Below are 14,822 nucleotides of genomic sequence, written 5' to 3'. Positions count from 1 at the left end.
TCGGAGAGTGTTTTACGGCATACTTTTCACTCTTTTTTTAGTCCAGCAATTTTTTTGAAATGCTGAATAATTTTGCTATCAGGATATTTTTGGAAAAACATTTCCAATTCTTCGGCTAATTTTTCTTGTTTTTTATGCAAACGGGCTGTAGCAATGATTTTTAGAGCTTCAATTTTATCAGGAATAGAATTTTCAGGATACTTTTTTTGCAATTCGTCTAATGCCTTGATAGTTGCTTCATACTGACGTTTTTCGTAGAGGTTCTCGTAAATTTCGGCATATTCTTTCTGTGTAATCTCGTTTTGAGCTTGGCTTTCAGCTAAATAATTGGGGTTTTCAATGAGTTTGGCATAAATAGAATTAGGAAATTTTTGGAAAATGAGGTTTCGCAATTCCTGAGCTTTTGAAGTGTTTTTCTGCTGATTATAGAGCAAATACAGCAAATAATACACTTCGGGTTCATATTCGGAGTTTTGTACCCTTTGCGGTATGCTCCAATAAGTTTTTTCGGCATCGGGTAGTTCATCAAGTTGGAAATGGTACAGCTTGGCTAAATTGAGCGAAGCATTTTCCCATTTTTGCAAAGATTTTTGTAAAGCCTCTGGGCTACGTGGAATTTGTGATTTTACTGCTCTTTTTCGGTTATTTACTTCCTCACGGATTTGTTCTTGTTCTGCAATGGCTTGTTCTTTGGCGGTTAGGTTTTCTTTGGGAATAGTTTCATCAATTTCATTGGAGATACGGCTCAAAATACGCCAATTATCGGCAAGCGGGCGGTTTCCCCATTTTTGACGAAACTCTTTTCTGCCTGCCTCTACTTGGGCGGTATTATCAAAGTACCACTCGCTATTTTGGCGGTTTTTTTCTTCTTGCAAGGTATTTTTGCCTAAAAGCTCCTTTTCGGCTTCAGCTTGCTTTTTGGCTTTTTCACGAGCTTTTTGTAAATCCTTTTCAACTTTTACCTGCTTGGCAATGCTTGTTTCTAAATAAGCGTCTAATTCATTTTCAGGCATTTTTGCCATTCTTTGTAAGCTATCTTCTAGCTGAACAATACGCAAATATTTGATAAACTCATCAAGCACCTCATAACGCTTGGCAATTTTTTCATAACCTTCCTCATCTTTGGGCAAAAGAGCCATTGTGCTATCGTAATATAGCTTAGCCATTTCATAATCACGTAATTTATCAAAATGAATTTCCGCCAAACGCAAAAAAGTATAAGGTTTTTGCCCGCCTGTACCTTTGGCTTGGGCAGATTTTTGGAGCAGACTTACAGCTTTGCGTAAATCGTTACGTTTGAGTTCAAGCATAGCCAAATCGTAATAGATTTCATCAAGGTAATCTTGATTTTTGAAATCTTTGAGCATTTTTTCAAGTTTTCTTTGCGTTTTGAGAGAAAAAATTTTAGCAGAATCGCCCGTAAGCATCATAGCCAAATTCGCTTGTAGTTCAAGCTCGTAAGGGGGCTTATTTCTAATAACTTGGGCATAGTATTCAAAGGCTTTTTTATCATTTTTCAGTTTTTGGTAGAGTTGTCCTTGTAAAAAGAGTAACCGTGCTTTTTTTTCGCCTCTTTTTATATCGGGCAAAGCCAAATCTAGGCTTTTAGCAGTGCGTTCATAATCTTTACGAAGGCGGTATAGATGAGCCTGAACCAAATAGTACTGAGATAAGTTGGATTTACTTACTTCAAACTTACGTAAATAATTCTTAACCATATCGGCATCATTCCACTGATTGGTTTCTATGTAAGTACGCATTAGCTCAATGAGTGCTTTTTCTTGCATTACTTTATCTTTGGAAGTGCCATTGATGTACTTGAAAGTATTGGTAGCATCAGAAAACTCGCGATTATAGAAGCGTGCTTTACCCACAAGCAGGTAAGAGTCATCAGTCCAGTTGCTAATTTCGTGGCGTTCTATGGCATAGGCGGCTTTTTTGATGCAATCGTCAAAGTCAGTTTTCATTCCTTTGAGCATATTGGTATCTAAAAGCGGAATGACGTACAGAATTCGATTGTAATTATCTTTACGACTGCTAAAAATTTTTTTCTCAGCTTCTAACATTTTTTCTTTTGCCAAAAAATAAGCGTTGTAATGAGCCGTAACATTGTGGTAATGCTTACAGCCAGACAAAGAAAAAAGTATAAACCAAAGAAAAGCGGTCTGCTTCATAAGGTAGGGTTGTTGAATTTGGTAAATTCACAAGCGAAAATCAAGCCATAGTTAGTGGTTTATTCGTCTTTTTTCCCATTCCATTACTTCTTGATTGAGCTTTTCGTACCATTGACTTCCATACTTGCGAATTAGCGGCTCTTTAAGGAACTCAAATACTTTTACTTGCATTTTTTTACCCAATACGCAAGCAGGCGAACATATGTGCCACTGATGATAATTGATAGCCTCATATTGGTCGTATTTGGTGATGCGTACGGGATATAAATGGCAAGAAATAGGCTTTTGGAATTCGGTTTTACCCTCTTGGTAAGCCTTTTCAATGGCACAAGACCAAGTGCCTTTTTCATTTTTTACAGCAAAGATACATTCTTTTCCTTCAATGGTAGTTGTAGAAAAATCGCCGTCGCTATCTAAAATGTATAAACCTTGTTTTTCGGCAATTTCTTTGCCTTTTTCAGACATATAGGGTCTTACTTGTTCAAAGATTTGTTCTAAAATAGAAAGCTCGCTTTCTTCTAACGGAGCACCCAAATCGCCTGCTTCACAGCAAGCACCCTTACAACGTTCTAAATCACATTTGAAATAATATTCGGCAATATCGTCAGAGATATAGGTGTTTTCAACAATGAGCATTGGGAATTTTATTTAGTGTATCAAAAATTTTGGCAATTTACGTAAAATTTTTCATAAATTCGTGCCAATTTCGTTTTTACTCAAAAATTTTGAGCAATCCTTGAAAAATTTAAGAACAAAAGCCTTCATAGGACTATTTATCTTGCTTTTTGGAGCTTATGTTGGAGGCTATTTTTGGCTAAAGAGTAGTTTTCAGAAACTTGCTTTTCCGAGCCTTGTAGAAGTACCAACCTTCTTTTTTTCTGAAAAAATGAAGCAGTTTGGCTTGGAATATGAGAAAGTTTCTTTGCCAAGTTCTTATGGAAATATTGAAGCCTGTATTGTTCCGAGTAAGTCGGAAAATAAAATTTGGCTTTTGTATCTGCAAAATTCGGATAAGTTGTATCATTCAGAAAAAAATATCTGGCGATATAAAATTTGGAACTATTTGGGAATGAATGTAATAACACCAAACTATATTCTCAATGAGCAAACTCAATCTGTTGAAAATCCTGAAAAATTGTATCAAACGGCACTGGTTACCTACAACTACCTGACAAGTACATTAGACGTTCCTTCTGATAAAATTTTGTTTTATGGCGAAGGCGTTGGGACGTACTCTGCTATAAGACTTGGTAATGAAATGAGTTTGGCGGGAATTGTTGTTGAAAATGGTTTTGTATCTTTACAAAGCTATTTGCAAGATTTATACCCGATATTTAATGTTCGTTGGGTAGTACCAAATTGGCTAAATGTGGAAAAAGAAATAGCAGACTTGGATAAACCTATTCTCTTTTTCAATTCTCTAAAAGACGAAACCTTTCCTTTTCGGCACACGCAGATACTTTACGAAAAAACTGCGTCAGAGCAAAAAAAAATCGTTACATTGAAAAAAAATTTGCAACAAATCAAAGAAAAAGACGGCAAAACTTATCAAAAAGCTCTTGCCGACTTTCTGAAAGAACTCAAATTGCGTAATTTGTGATGTTTTTTTTGGCAATTGTTGCCTTGCTTATTCTGGCTTATGCGGGAATGGTGCTTTATTTTAGTTGGGTGTGGGCAAACCTTTCTGCCCAAGCATCGCTCCAAAAAAACAGGGGAGAAATCTCACACCCTATACCTTTCTCCAAAGAAGCAGAGAGTAAATGCTTATCAGTAGTAGTTGTTTTTCGGAATGAAGCGAAAAATTTACCTGCACTAATAGCAGATTTGGTTCGGCAAGATTTGCCCCAAAAATACTGGGAAATTTTGTGGGTTGATGATTTTTCGGAAGATGAAAGCTTAGAAATTGTAAAAAAGGCTCAGAATTCTTTGCCCAATAGCCAAATTTTACGAAATGATACATTTTCTCATATTTTTTCACCCAAAAAACGGGCTATTACACAAGCTATCAGTCGGGCAGAAGGAAAATGGATTGTCTGCACTGATGCCGACTGCCAAGTGCCTATTTCTTGGTTAAGTACTATTTTGAACTACTTTCAGCAGACAGACGCTTATTTTGTAAGTATGCCTGTACGTATATTTGCCCAAGATAGTTTTTTTCAAGAATGGCAAGCTGTTGAGTTTGCCAGCCTCATAGGTACGGGGGCAGTTTGCGTGGCTTTGAGAAAACCTACGATGTGCAATGGGGCAAATATTGCTTACAACAAAGCTATTTTTGAGCAAGTTGGTGGTTTTGCAGGCTCGGAGCATATTCCTTCGGGAGATGATGAGTTTTTGATGCACAAAATAGCAAAGCAATTTCCCCTGAAAGTACAATTTCTCAAATCACAAGCAGTGCTTGTAAGTACGCAAGCTAATGAAAACTGGCATCAGTTTTTTCATCAACGCAAGCGTTGGGCGAGCAAGTGGGAGCATTACCAAAATTCTTTTGCCAAAATGCTTGCAGTATTTGTTTTTCTTGCAAACCTTTCTGTTTTGGTGCTTCCTTTTTGGATTTTTGAAAAAACTTGGGTAGTTTTGGGCTTACTTGTTTTCAAATTTGTGGCAGAATTTGTATTTTTGACAGCCGTTTTACGTTTTTTTCAGCAAAAAAAGCTAGCTTTCTGGATACCTATTCTATTTGTTTTGTACCCTGTTTATGCAGTTTTTTTTGCCCTGATAAGCCGATTGAAAAGCTATGAATGGAAAAGCCGACATTATGAACGAACTTGAATTTGAAGTGCTTGACCAAATTTACTTCGTTGAAAGTTTTGCCAAGATACAGCAAGCCACAGGAATTGACGAAGCAACATTAAAAAATACTCTTAAAATAATGATTGAAAAAGGTTGGGTAAAATGTTTTTTGAATCAGTTTTCAGAAGTGGTAAGCAGTACCGAAGGCTTTGAGGAAAATTTTCGCAATTATTATTATTTAGCTACCAAAGAAGGACTTTTAGCTCATAATAGCCGTTAGTATGCAAGCTGTAAAAGAAGAAGTACATCATTCGCCCGGATATTACGTAAAGAAGCGTTTTTTTAGCAATATCACTGCTGTTGCGGGCTTAGTGGTGGTAATTATTGCGGTAATTGTGGCTATTTTGGGCTATTTGATAATGCCCGATAGTACACCTAATGCCGATGACGGCTCGGTATATGTAAAGCTCAAACCCCCGGGCTATGAAGTTACTTTTCTGAAAAAGCATAAAAATATTCCTCAACACAAGCCTTCGTTTTTTGAAAAAATGCTTTTTGGCTTGCCTAGCGAATACACCATTGTACCTATCAAAAGCTATCAGGTGAATAGAGAAACTTTGGAAGTTACCTACATTATGGAAGGGGTAACTAACAAAGACGATTCGCCCAAGAAGGAAAAATACAGCCTTGTTGCTGCGGTAAAGTCTTTGTATGTAGGTGAATTGAATGGGCTTAAAAATCTATCTAATGCAGAAAAATTCAATGGGAAGCCCTATTATACGGAGGGAGAAAAGGTTTTTTATATTGATTACGAGGGAAAAATCAATCAGACCACTAAGGCTGAAATTATCAGCGAGTTTGAGCAAAAAAATATTGAAAAACGTACTTTTCTTTTGGGTACAGATAAACAGGGCAGAGATTTGCTTAGCCGTCTGATTTTAGGCACGCGAATTTCTTTGGGAATTGGGTTGGTGGCAGTATTTATTTCCGTGATATTGGGGGTAACTTTGGGTTCGCTTGCAGGCTTTTTTGGTGGGAAAATAGATTATGCTATCAATTTCCTAATGACTATCGTGTGGTCTATTCCGCAAATTATGCTGGTGATTGTCATTAGTTTGGCTTTGGGGAGAGGGGTTTTGGGGGCATTTATTGCCTTGGGACTTACCACTTGGGTAGAAATTGCTCGCTTGGTGCGTGGCGAAATTATGGCTATCAAGGAAAAGCAGTATATTGAAGCGGCTCGTGCTTTGGGTTTGAGCAATTTCCGTATTGTGTTCAGGCACATTTTGCCTAACCTTTTTGGTCCGCTGATTGTGATGATTAGCTCAAATTTTGCCGCCGCTATTCTTACCGAAGCAGGGTTGAGCTTTTTAGGAATGGGTGCTCAACCACCAACGCCCTCGTGGGGAATGATGGTTTCCGAAGGCAAAGATTTCATTGGCTCGGATACAGGTTTGGGAGTGCATCTGATTTTTTATCCGAGTATGGCGATTTGTCTTTTAGTGCTTGCTTTCAATTTATTAGGGAATGGCTTACGCGATGCCTACGACCCTAAAACGCTTGTCAAATGATTGCCTTAAATACTCTTCTGCAAAAAAAGGAACTTTCGCTGGGGGCTTTGCTAGAAATCACGCAGGCTATCAACAACAATATGCCCGAAGACCATTTGTACCGCATTTATCACTTTATTTTGCGAGGTAATTTGAGCCTTCAGAAAATGGCTCTTTGGGTAAATGATTTTGGTAATTGGTACTGCAAAACGCATTTTGGTACAAAAAATCTTGTAGCAACTCTTGATTTTGAGCGTTTCCTACCAGAAGCACCTCAAAATGTTTTACCCGTGCAAGAAAGTGTATTTGCAGAAACCTTTAATGAATTTGAATGGGTGATACCTGTTTTTCATAAAGGTAATTCACTTGCTTTTTTGTTTGCTTCGGCAAGTAAAAATAATGAGCTGGATACGGATTTTATCCGCACACTTACCAATATTCTGATTGTGGCGATTGAAAACAAAAAACTTGCCCAAAAGCAATTAGAACAAGAAGTTTTTCGTAAAGAGTTGGATATTGCCGCCAGAGTTCAGCAAAGGCTTTGTCCTACAAATTTACCACAAACCGAAAAATTGCAGATTTCGGCGTATTATGCCCCACACTTCACCGTAGGAGGCGATTATTACGATTTTATTCCTTTGGGGAAAGAAAAATTTTTGTTTTGCATAGCTGATGTTTCGGGAAAAGGTATTGCGGCGGCTATGATGATGGCTAACTTTCAGGCTTCTTTGCGTACCATTACCCGCCAAACACAAAACTTACGAGATATAGTTGCCGAGCTAAACTATTTGGTTTTACAGAACGCACAAGGCGAAAACTTTATTACTTTTTTTGTAGCTACCTACGATTACCAAAGTTATCTTTTGCACTACATCAATGCAGGGCATAATCCACCTTTCCTTATGGCTAACGGGCACTTGCAACGCTTGGAACAAGGTACTACGGTTTTGGGTATTTTTGACCCCCTGCCTTTTGTAGCAGAAGCCCAAATGATTCTAAAAGAGGAAAGCCTTATTTTTGCTTACACTGATGGTTTAAGTGAAGCCGCCAATGCCCAAGATGAATTGTTTGGTGATGAGCGAATAGCTCTTTTGCTCAAGAAATGGGCATATTATCCTTTGGAAAAATTGCACAGCGAATTTATTTTGGCACTGAACGATTTTCGGAAAGAAACACCGCTTCAAGATGATATTACAATGATTTCTTGCAAAATTTTACCTTGATGCGATATTTCAAAGTTCCTGCTATTTTACCCAAAATTTTTCAATCTTTTTGGTGGCGGTTGCCTCAAGAAAAACCTACGATTTTCCTCACTTTTGATGATGGTCCCATTCCCGAACTTACCCCTTTTGTGTTGGAAACCTTGCAAAAGTATCAAGCCCAAGCTACTTTTTTTTGCGTAGGTGATAATATTCGTAAGCACCCTTCCATTTTCAAAACTATTTTGCAAGAAAATCATCAAATAGGCAATCATACGTATCATCACCTCAATGCTTGGAAGGTCGGAAAGAATGAATATTTAGAGGATATTCAACTTTGCCAAAATGTGATGCAAGAAAAAAAAGCAGAAAACACTCTTTTTCGCCCGCCTTACGGAAAATTGGCTTATGGTTTAAGAAAAGAAATTGAAAAAAAATTGAAAATTGTTCTTTGGGACGTGCTTTCTTATGACTTTGACCCAGACCTTGACCCAGAAGTTTGTTTGCAAAACACCATTCAACACGCTGAAAACGGCTCTATTGTGGTTTTTCACGACAACATTAAGGCAACTCGGAATTTAATTTATACCTTGCCCCGTTTTTTACAGCATTTCTCTGAAAAAGGTTTTCAATTCGCCAAATTGCCTTCCGTACAAACAAAATCTGCTTGCAGTAGTTTGTAGGGAATACGAAATTTTATACTTTTACGTTTCACAATCCAAAAAGCTATGACACCATTTCAGTCTGATGTAGAAGCCGCCGATGCTATTGCTCAATCGTACCAAAAGCTCAAAAAAGAAATCGGGAAGGTCATCATAGGTCAAGAGGAAACCGTAAGACTTTTGCTCACTTCTATATTCTCACAAGGGCATTGTTTGCTGGTTGGAGTTCCTGGGCTTGCCAAAACTTTACTCGTGCAAACGCTTGCTTCGGTGCTGGATTTGAGTTTCAATCGCATTCAGTTCACCCCCGACCTAATGCCTTCGGATATTACGGGTTCTGAAACTTTGGATAAAGACCGCAATTTTCAATTTATCAAAGGTCCCATTTTTGCCAATATTATTTTGGCTGATGAAATCAACCGTACTCCCCCCAAAACGCAAGCGGCACTCTTGGAAGCAATGCAGGAATATGCCGTAACTATTTCGGGCAAACGCTACGAACTGCCTAAACCTTTTTTTGTGCTTGCCACTCAAAATCCCATTGAGCAAGAAGGAACTTATCCTTTGCCCGAAGCCCAATTGGATAGGTTTATGTTCAATGTGATTTTAGACTATCCGAGCTATCAGGACGAGGTACAAGTAGTGAAAAACACTACTTCGGGGCAAAAAGTAGAACTTGAAAAAATATTGAATGCGGAAATGCTTTTATATTTCCAAACACTTATTCGGAAAGTAATTGTAGCAGATAATGTGGTAGAATACGCTGTAAAATTGGTTCAAAAGACACGTCCGCATACACAAAACGCTTCCAAAGAAGCCAATGAATATTTGGAGTGGGGGGCAGGTCCCAGAGCTTCGCAATATTTGATTGTTGGGGCTAAATGCAACGCCTTGCTTCACGGCAAATATTCGCCTGATATAGAAGATGTAAAAGCAGTAGCCAAACCAATTTTACGCCATAGGATTGTACGCAATTTCAAAGCCGAAGCCGAAAGAATTAGCGTAGATAACATTATTGAGGCTTTGTTGTGAATAATTGTAATTTGTTGTAGGAGCAAGTGGCAAGCCCACAGCTTTGATGAGCTTGCCATAAAGAGCCTATAAGGTTTCCCATTCTTGCTGAACGAAACGCACCAGATTTTTGATATACTCTGCTGAAAAATTGAACGAAATACCTGCGGTTTGGTAAATTTCAGGGATTGTTTTCGTATAACCCAAGGCAAGGGCATCTAAATACGCATTTAAGCCTTTTTTAAGGTCTTTTTGGGTGTTTTGCCATACGGCAATAGCACCAAGTTGAGCAAAGCCGTACTCAATGTAGTAGAAAGGCACTTCGTAAATATGCAGTTGTTTTTGCCAATGGTAGGCTTTGAAATGCTCTAAACCTTGCCAATCTACAATTTGAGGCGAAAATTCATTGTAAATGCTTACCCAAGCCTCTTTTCTTTGTTCTATGGTGTGTTCGGGGTTCTCGTAGAGCCAATGTTGAAATTTATCAACGCAGGCAATCCAAGGAAGCACGCTCAAAATATCCTCTAAATGCTCTTTTTTTGCTCTTTTGAGTTCTTGTTCATTTTTGAAAAAAATATCCCAAAAAGGAAGCGTAATGAGTTCCATACTCATAGAAGCCAGTTCGGCAACTTCGGCAGTGGGGTCTTTGAAAGCATTGATTTCCAAATCTTTGCATAAAACAGAATGAACGGCGTGTCCGCTTTCGTGAAGCAAAGTAGTTAAATCTCGTAAGTTAGAAGTGGCATTCATAAAAATAAAAGGATAGCCTGTTTCGGCAAGCGGATAATTGTAGCCACCAGGGGCTTTATTTTTGCGAGAAGCCAAATCCAGATGCCCCATTTCTTTCATTCTACGAAGGCAGTTGCCTAAAAATGGGTCTAACTTATCAAGGCAAGCAATGGTTTTTTCGGTAAGTTCATCAGTAGTTTCAAAGACTTTAAGCGGGGGTAAGCCGTTAGCATCAGCTTGCAAATCCCAAGGGCGGAGGCTATCCAAACGCATAATCTTTTTACGTCTTTCAAAAATTTCATTGACAAGGGGCATAACTTCTTTTTTGATAGCCTCGTGAAAAGCGAAACAATCTTGGGGGGTGTAGTCAAATCTACCCAAAGAGGCAAAAGCATAATCTCTGAAATTTTTGAAACCTGCATTTACTGCAACCTGATGACGCAAACGAATAAGTTCAGAAAGCAAATGGTCTAATTTGTCTTTATCAGACAGACGGCGATTCTGAATAGCCCGATAAGCATTTTCACGGATATTGCGGTCTTGCTCATCAAGTAAGTTGGAGGCTTGTTGTAGGGTAAGTTCCTCATTTTCCCAAGTGATAGTCATAGCTCCTGCAATAGCTCCGTATTCACGCTCTTTTATTTGCAGTTCGGTGAGTAAAGGGATATTTTCTTGTCTGAAAATTTCGGCTTGCTTACGCAAGGAGCGAATCGTAATACGAAAAGCAGGTTCAAGATTTTGCAATTCATCAAGAAAAGGGCTTTGCAAGCATTTTTCGTTGAGTTTGTGTGTGTATTCGGTAGCGTGGGGCTGGATACGGCTGACAAAATCATTGAAACTTTGGGCAAGTGCTTCATCAGCCGTGTTGCAAGTCATTCGGATATAACGCCAAGCCAAATCTTCGGAAAGCATACTTTCTAATTCACTCCTATCTCTGAACCATTGACGCAAATCATATACACTCGTAACTTTTCTTTCTAAAAGATTTTGATAAAAAGGTAAAATAGTTTCCCAAGATTGCACTTGAAAGTTTTCGGGCAAAAAGTTTCTTTTTTTCAGCATAAACCGCTTATTTTTTTCTCAAAAATTCAAAAAAACCTTATTTTTGCCAAAGTTTTATCAAAAATTTTACGATTGTGGCACTATTTGGTTGGTTTTCCAAAGAAAAAAAAGAAGCACTGGATAAGGGTTTAGAAAAAACCAAGACGAATTTTTTTTCCAAATTAGGCAAAGCCATTGCGGGTAAATCCAAAGTTGATGAAGAGGTTTTAGACGAACTGGAAAACATTTTGATTTCGGCAGATGTAGGCGTGCAAACAACCCTGAAAATTATAGAACGTTTAGAGGAGCGTGTGAAACGCGATAAATACCTTAATACCGAAGAGCTGGATAAGATTTTACGTGAAGAGATTATGGCTCTTTTGCAAGAAAACAAATCCGCAGATTTGGCAGATTTTGAAATTCCCAAGCTCAATCACCCTTACGTAATAATGGTAGTAGGCGTAAATGGCGTGGGAAAAACTACAACAATTGGTAAGTTAGCGGCTCAATATCATTTGAAAGGCAAAAAAGTAGTTTTGGGAGCGGCGGATACATTCAGGGCGGCGGCAGTAGAGCAACTGAAAATTTGGGGGGAACGCGTAGGCGTGCCTGTTATTGAGTTGGGTATGGGCAAAGAGCCTTCCAGTGTAGTATTTGAAGCGGCTAAAAAAGCCTCTGAAATGCAAGCAGATGTGCTTATTATTGATACAGCGGGTAGATTGCACAACAAATTGCATCTGATGAACGAGCTTGCCAAAATGAAAAAAACTATTCAGAAGTTTATTCCCGATGCTCCTCACGAAGTTTTGCTTGTACTTGATGGCAGTACAGGACAAAATGCCGTTATGCAGGCTCGTGAATTTACTAAAACTACCGATGTTACAGCTCTTGCGATTACCAAATTAGACGGCACTGCCAAAGGTGGTGTAGTGATTGGCATTTCTGATGAGTTCAAAATTCCTGTGAAATATATTGGAGTGGGTGAAAAAATTGAAGATTTGCAAGTGTTCAACCGAGCCGAGTTTGTAGATTCGCTTTTCAAGAAAAACTAAAAAGCCTTCAAAGAAGGCTTTTTTAAGGGTATTTAAGCAACGCTTAATTCAGTTTTTTTCCGCCTTGAAATAGGAATACTCTCTCCTGTGGAAATTTCCAAAACGTCTTTTCCCCAAGTTCTTACAAACATTCTATTTACTGCAAAGGATCGATGAGGACGTACAAACAATTCGTCAGGTAACTTTTGTAATAGCTTTTTCAGGGAACACGAAAAACAATACGTCTTTTCGGTAGTAAATACCTGCGTGTAATTGCCCATTGCTTGCAAGGAAATGATTTCATCAAAAGGAATTTGATAGGTTTGCTTGCGGTCGGCGATTTCTAAAAATTTTTTAGTGTTCAGATACACCGTTTTCACAAAAGGTAAATTCCTGATTTTTTCAAATGCCGTATGCAAGGGGCAATTTTCCTCTAAATCTACAATGAATTGTACAAGTTGTTTCATAGGCAAAATACTTTTTAGTGAGTGAAACATACAGAAGTGTTTTTTGTACTTATTTATACAAAACATCATAAAAAGGTAACTACCTTTTACGCAAAAAAAGTAGCCACTCACGAAACTTGCAATATTGTTGCAAACACAAAGAATCTCCTTCTAAATATCAATAAAAATTTATTTTATTCCATTTGCGAAAAATCTTTTACCATTTACTCAATAGCAACCTAACTTTTAATTTTTTGGAACAATACTTGAAGGTAAGAAATTAGATTTTTTAATTTTTCACTTAAAACCAACAAAAATTATGAAAAAACTCACTTACACAACTCGCATTTTTGTAGCCGTATTTTTCGGCTTGTTACTCACGTTCGGAGCTTGTAAAGGACCCAAAGGGGACAAAGGCGACCCAGGACCTGCAGGACAAGATGGTGCCGCAGGACCTCAAGGCCCCGCAGGAGCTAATGGCTCTAACGGACAAGATGCCTTTATTACTTTGGCTACTCCTGTAAGCATTACTTTGAGTGGAGCAAAATTGAACGATAATTCTACCCATTTAGGAGGTAGCCCCGCTGATGATAATACTACACTGAATAGATTAACTCAACCGGTGATGTACAATTACAATACAAACAGTAGTAATGGCTCTCTCATAATTAATTGACTAATAATTTAGGTTCCACACTGAACATTTTTATACAATCATCTGCGGCTAATATAGGAGCGATGAATGCCTCAAATATTTCACAAATAATTATAGGTGGGCAACTTCGTTTCTCTGTAACAGGTGGTTTGCACATAAAAAGTTTGGGGGGGTTAGCGGATACCCAGCTCAATAACCCTGATACTATCAATATCACCTCTATCAGCTACAACTCTAGTACAGGTATTCTAACACTTAATTTGCAATTACAAGACCATAGTGGCAATGCCGATGGCAATGGTAATGCAGTAGCTCAAGTCCTCAATGGCAACACAGGAGCTGCCAGTGGTACTATTAATATGCAAATTCCTGTAACTAACGCAACTTCTCGCACTCTATAAGAAAATAATAAGCATAGCTAAACAAGAAAAAAAACGAAGGAATACAAATAGGGCATACCTTATGGGTATGCTTTATTTTTTTGTGTTTGAGAAGTAGAAATAAGAAGTAAGAATTTGGCGTAAGTTTAGATATAGTTACAAAATCAGCCAAAAAAATGAGAAAAGTTATCTTGGGCTTTTGTGTTTTTTTAATAACTTTACCCCAAACCCTTTTGAGCAATGAAGACCATTATCATTCCTACGGATTTTTCTGCCAATGCCGATTTGGCTGTAACACTTGCTTTGCGTATCAATCAGGAAGAACCTTGCCGTTTTGTGTTTGTAAATGTTTCGCAACCCGAAATTCCTGTCAATCTCACAGGACAGCAACACAGCGAGGCTTTGGAAAATTATACTATTTTGCAAAAAGATAAGCTCCAAAAACACATAGAAGCTCTTGGCGTACAAGCCTCTACCAAAAGAGAAGTTGCTTATGTAGTACGACTAAGCCCTCTTGTGAGTGAAAGCATTGCCGAAGTAGCCGAGCAGTACAAAGCCGATTTGATTGTAATGGGAACTACAGGGGCAAGCGGAATGAAAAAACTTTTTTTCGGTAGCAATGCCTCTAATACCATTCAAAACTCAAAAGTTCCTGTAATTGCTGTGCCAGCTTCTTATCGGGGTGGGAAAATTGAACAAATTGCTCTTGCCACCGACTTAATCAACCCTGAAACTAAAATTAGTAAAGTTTTGGAATTTACTCGAATTTTTGAAGCTCAACTTCAACTGGTACACGTATATCCCAATTATCCTGAAATGGTGAAATTAGATAGTTTCCCTAATCGGCGTTTTATTGCAGAATTGCGAGAAAAATTAGCTTATTCTAAAATAGAACTCTTTTTTATGCAAACCCGCAAAGAAAATGATATTCACGGCGGTTTGCAGGAGTTTGTACGCGTGTATAAGCCTGATATGCTTGTAATGTTCACACACAAACGCAGTTTTTGGGATAAAATCTTTGACGGCAGTCGCACCGAAGAGGTAGTTTATACTACCAATGTGCCGCTACTTGCCATTCGTTGGGAGGTTATAGATAATCAATAATAAGATTTATATTTGCAGAAAAAAGAGAAAATTATGGATAGAGCAATTTTATATGATATGGTTTTCAAATTACGGAAAGAAGGTCTGAAACAGGTCAAAATAGCAGAGCT

Annotated in this window: 15 protein-coding genes; 11 read left to right on the top strand and 4 right to left on the bottom strand. The window is 38.2% G+C overall.

The window, feature by feature from the left end:
- Positions 1-26 precede the first annotated feature (26 nt).
- Together porW and Rain11_RS08840 are read right to left on the bottom strand one after the other, a co-directional pair.
- The gene (gene porW / locus Rain11_RS08845) at positions 27-2,174 is read right to left on the bottom strand and encodes a type IX secretion system periplasmic lipoprotein PorW/SprE (RefSeq protein WP_101358999.1); all 2,148 of its coding nucleotides are present in this window, start codon (positions 2,172-2,174) and stop codon (positions 27-29) included.
- A 51-nt stretch (positions 2,175-2,225) separates the two neighbouring features.
- Positions 2,226-2,810, bottom strand: a complete 585-nt coding sequence (locus tag Rain11_RS08840) for a DUF3109 family protein (protein WP_101358998.1) — start codon at positions 2,808-2,810, stop codon at positions 2,226-2,228.
- Positions 2,811-2,910: 100 nt separating this feature from the next.
- Here Rain11_RS08840 and Rain11_RS08835 point away from each other — a divergent pair, with 100 nt between their 5' ends.
- From Rain11_RS08835 to Rain11_RS08805, 7 genes are read left to right on the top strand one after another with little or no spacing between them, the layout of a single operon-like run.
- A complete protein-coding gene (locus Rain11_RS08835; RefSeq protein WP_133121551.1) occupies positions 2,911-3,774 on the top strand; it encodes an alpha/beta hydrolase family protein in 864 nt (287 codons plus the stop codon).
- Positions 3,774-4,943, top strand: coding sequence for a glycosyltransferase (locus Rain11_RS08830; protein ID WP_101358996.1), 1,170 nt, complete (start codon positions 3,774-3,776; stop codon positions 4,941-4,943). Before Rain11_RS08835 ends, Rain11_RS08830 begins: the two co-directional genes overlap by 1 nt.
- On the top strand, positions 4,930-5,184 hold the full coding sequence (locus Rain11_RS08825) for a transporter (RefSeq protein WP_101358995.1): 255 nt from the start codon (positions 4,930-4,932) through the stop codon (positions 5,182-5,184). Before Rain11_RS08830 ends, Rain11_RS08825 begins: the two co-directional genes overlap by 14 nt.
- A gap of 1 nt (position 5,185) precedes the next feature.
- On the top strand, positions 5,186-6,475 hold the full coding sequence (locus Rain11_RS08820; protein WP_101358994.1) for an ABC transporter permease: 1,290 nt from the start codon (positions 5,186-5,188) through the stop codon (positions 6,473-6,475).
- The gene (locus Rain11_RS08815) at positions 6,472-7,677 is read left to right on the top strand and encodes a PP2C family protein-serine/threonine phosphatase (RefSeq protein WP_101358993.1); all 1,206 of its coding nucleotides are present in this window, start codon (positions 6,472-6,474) and stop codon (positions 7,675-7,677) included. The genes Rain11_RS08820 and Rain11_RS08815 overlap by 4 nt, the downstream gene beginning before the upstream one ends.
- Positions 7,677-8,336: a polysaccharide deacetylase family protein gene (locus Rain11_RS08810; protein ID WP_101358992.1), complete on the top strand. Its 660-nt coding sequence runs from the start codon at positions 7,677-7,679 to the stop codon at positions 8,334-8,336. Before Rain11_RS08815 ends, Rain11_RS08810 begins: the two co-directional genes overlap by 1 nt.
- A 45-nt stretch (positions 8,337-8,381) precedes the next feature.
- A complete protein-coding gene (locus Rain11_RS08805; protein WP_101358991.1) occupies positions 8,382-9,347 on the top strand; it encodes an AAA family ATPase in 966 nt (321 codons plus the stop codon).
- A 66-nt stretch (positions 9,348-9,413) separates the two neighbouring features.
- Here the strand turns inward: Rain11_RS08805 and Rain11_RS08800 are convergent, their stop codons facing one another.
- Complete coding sequence (locus tag Rain11_RS08800) at positions 9,414-11,117, bottom strand: M3 family oligoendopeptidase (protein ID WP_101358990.1); 1,704 nt, start codon at positions 11,115-11,117, stop codon at positions 9,414-9,416.
- 74 nt (positions 11,118-11,191) lie between these two features.
- Here Rain11_RS08800 and ftsY point away from each other — a divergent pair, with 74 nt between their 5' ends.
- Entirely contained in the window at positions 11,192-12,148 is a 957-nt protein-coding gene (ftsY, locus tag Rain11_RS08795) for a signal recognition particle-docking protein FtsY (protein ID WP_101358989.1), read from the top strand.
- Between the two features lie 32 nt (positions 12,149-12,180).
- Here the strand turns inward: ftsY and Rain11_RS08790 are convergent, their stop codons facing one another.
- Positions 12,181-12,594, bottom strand: coding sequence for a LytR/AlgR family response regulator transcription factor (locus tag Rain11_RS08790; protein WP_165778103.1), 414 nt, complete (start codon positions 12,592-12,594; stop codon positions 12,181-12,183).
- A gap of 298 nt (positions 12,595-12,892) precedes the next feature.
- On the opposite strand from Rain11_RS08790, the gene Rain11_RS14000 reads away from it, so the two are divergent.
- From Rain11_RS14000 to Rain11_RS08765, 3 genes are all read left to right on the top strand, one after another.
- Positions 12,893-13,249 (top strand): collagen-like protein, encoded by a 357-nt coding sequence (locus Rain11_RS14000; protein WP_207764441.1) that lies wholly within the window; start codon positions 12,893-12,895, stop codon positions 13,247-13,249.
- A complete protein-coding gene (locus Rain11_RS08775; protein WP_133121549.1) occupies positions 13,246-13,629 on the top strand; it encodes a hypothetical protein in 384 nt (127 codons plus the stop codon). The genes Rain11_RS14000 and Rain11_RS08775 overlap by 4 nt, the downstream gene beginning before the upstream one ends.
- Before the next feature lie 219 nt (positions 13,630-13,848).
- Positions 13,849-14,712, top strand: coding sequence for a universal stress protein (locus Rain11_RS08765; RefSeq protein WP_101358984.1), 864 nt, complete (start codon positions 13,849-13,851; stop codon positions 14,710-14,712).
- Positions 14,713-14,822 lie beyond the last annotated feature (110 nt).

The organism is Raineya orbicola (assembly GCF_002843425.1).
Classification (GTDB): domain Bacteria; phylum Bacteroidota; class Bacteroidia; order Cytophagales; family Thermonemataceae; genus Raineya; species Raineya orbicola.
Note: the sequence above shows the minus strand (reverse complement) of the source record. Positions and strands in the feature narration are given on the sequence as shown.

Coding starts and splice junctions, on each gene's coding strand:
- Rain11_RS08805 (WP_101358991.1), top strand. CDS start 8,382: ATGACACCATTTCAGTCTGATGTAGAAGCCGCCGATGCTATTGCTCAA.
- Rain11_RS08790 (WP_165778103.1), bottom strand. CDS start 12,594: ATGAAACAACTTGTACAATTCATTGTAGATTTAGAGGAAAATTGCCCC.
- porW (WP_101358999.1), bottom strand. CDS start 2,174: ATGAAGCAGACCGCTTTTCTTTGGTTTATACTTTTTTCTTTGTCTGGC.
- Rain11_RS08840 (WP_101358998.1), bottom strand. CDS start 2,810: ATGCTCATTGTTGAAAACACCTATATCTCTGACGATATTGCCGAATAT.
- Rain11_RS08830 (WP_101358996.1), top strand. CDS start 3,774: ATGTTTTTTTTGGCAATTGTTGCCTTGCTTATTCTGGCTTATGCGGGA.
- Rain11_RS08825 (WP_101358995.1), top strand. CDS start 4,930: ATGAACGAACTTGAATTTGAAGTGCTTGACCAAATTTACTTCGTTGAA.
- Rain11_RS08810 (WP_101358992.1), top strand. CDS start 7,677: ATGCGATATTTCAAAGTTCCTGCTATTTTACCCAAAATTTTTCAATCT.
- Rain11_RS08815 (WP_101358993.1), top strand. CDS start 6,472: ATGATTGCCTTAAATACTCTTCTGCAAAAAAAGGAACTTTCGCTGGGG.
- Rain11_RS08765 (WP_101358984.1), top strand. CDS start 13,849: ATGAAGACCATTATCATTCCTACGGATTTTTCTGCCAATGCCGATTTG.
- Rain11_RS08800 (WP_101358990.1), bottom strand. CDS start 11,117: ATGCTGAAAAAAAGAAACTTTTTGCCCGAAAACTTTCAAGTGCAATCT.
- Rain11_RS08820 (WP_101358994.1), top strand. CDS start 5,186: ATGCAAGCTGTAAAAGAAGAAGTACATCATTCGCCCGGATATTACGTA.
- Rain11_RS14000 (WP_207764441.1), top strand. CDS start 12,893: ATGAAAAAACTCACTTACACAACTCGCATTTTTGTAGCCGTATTTTTC.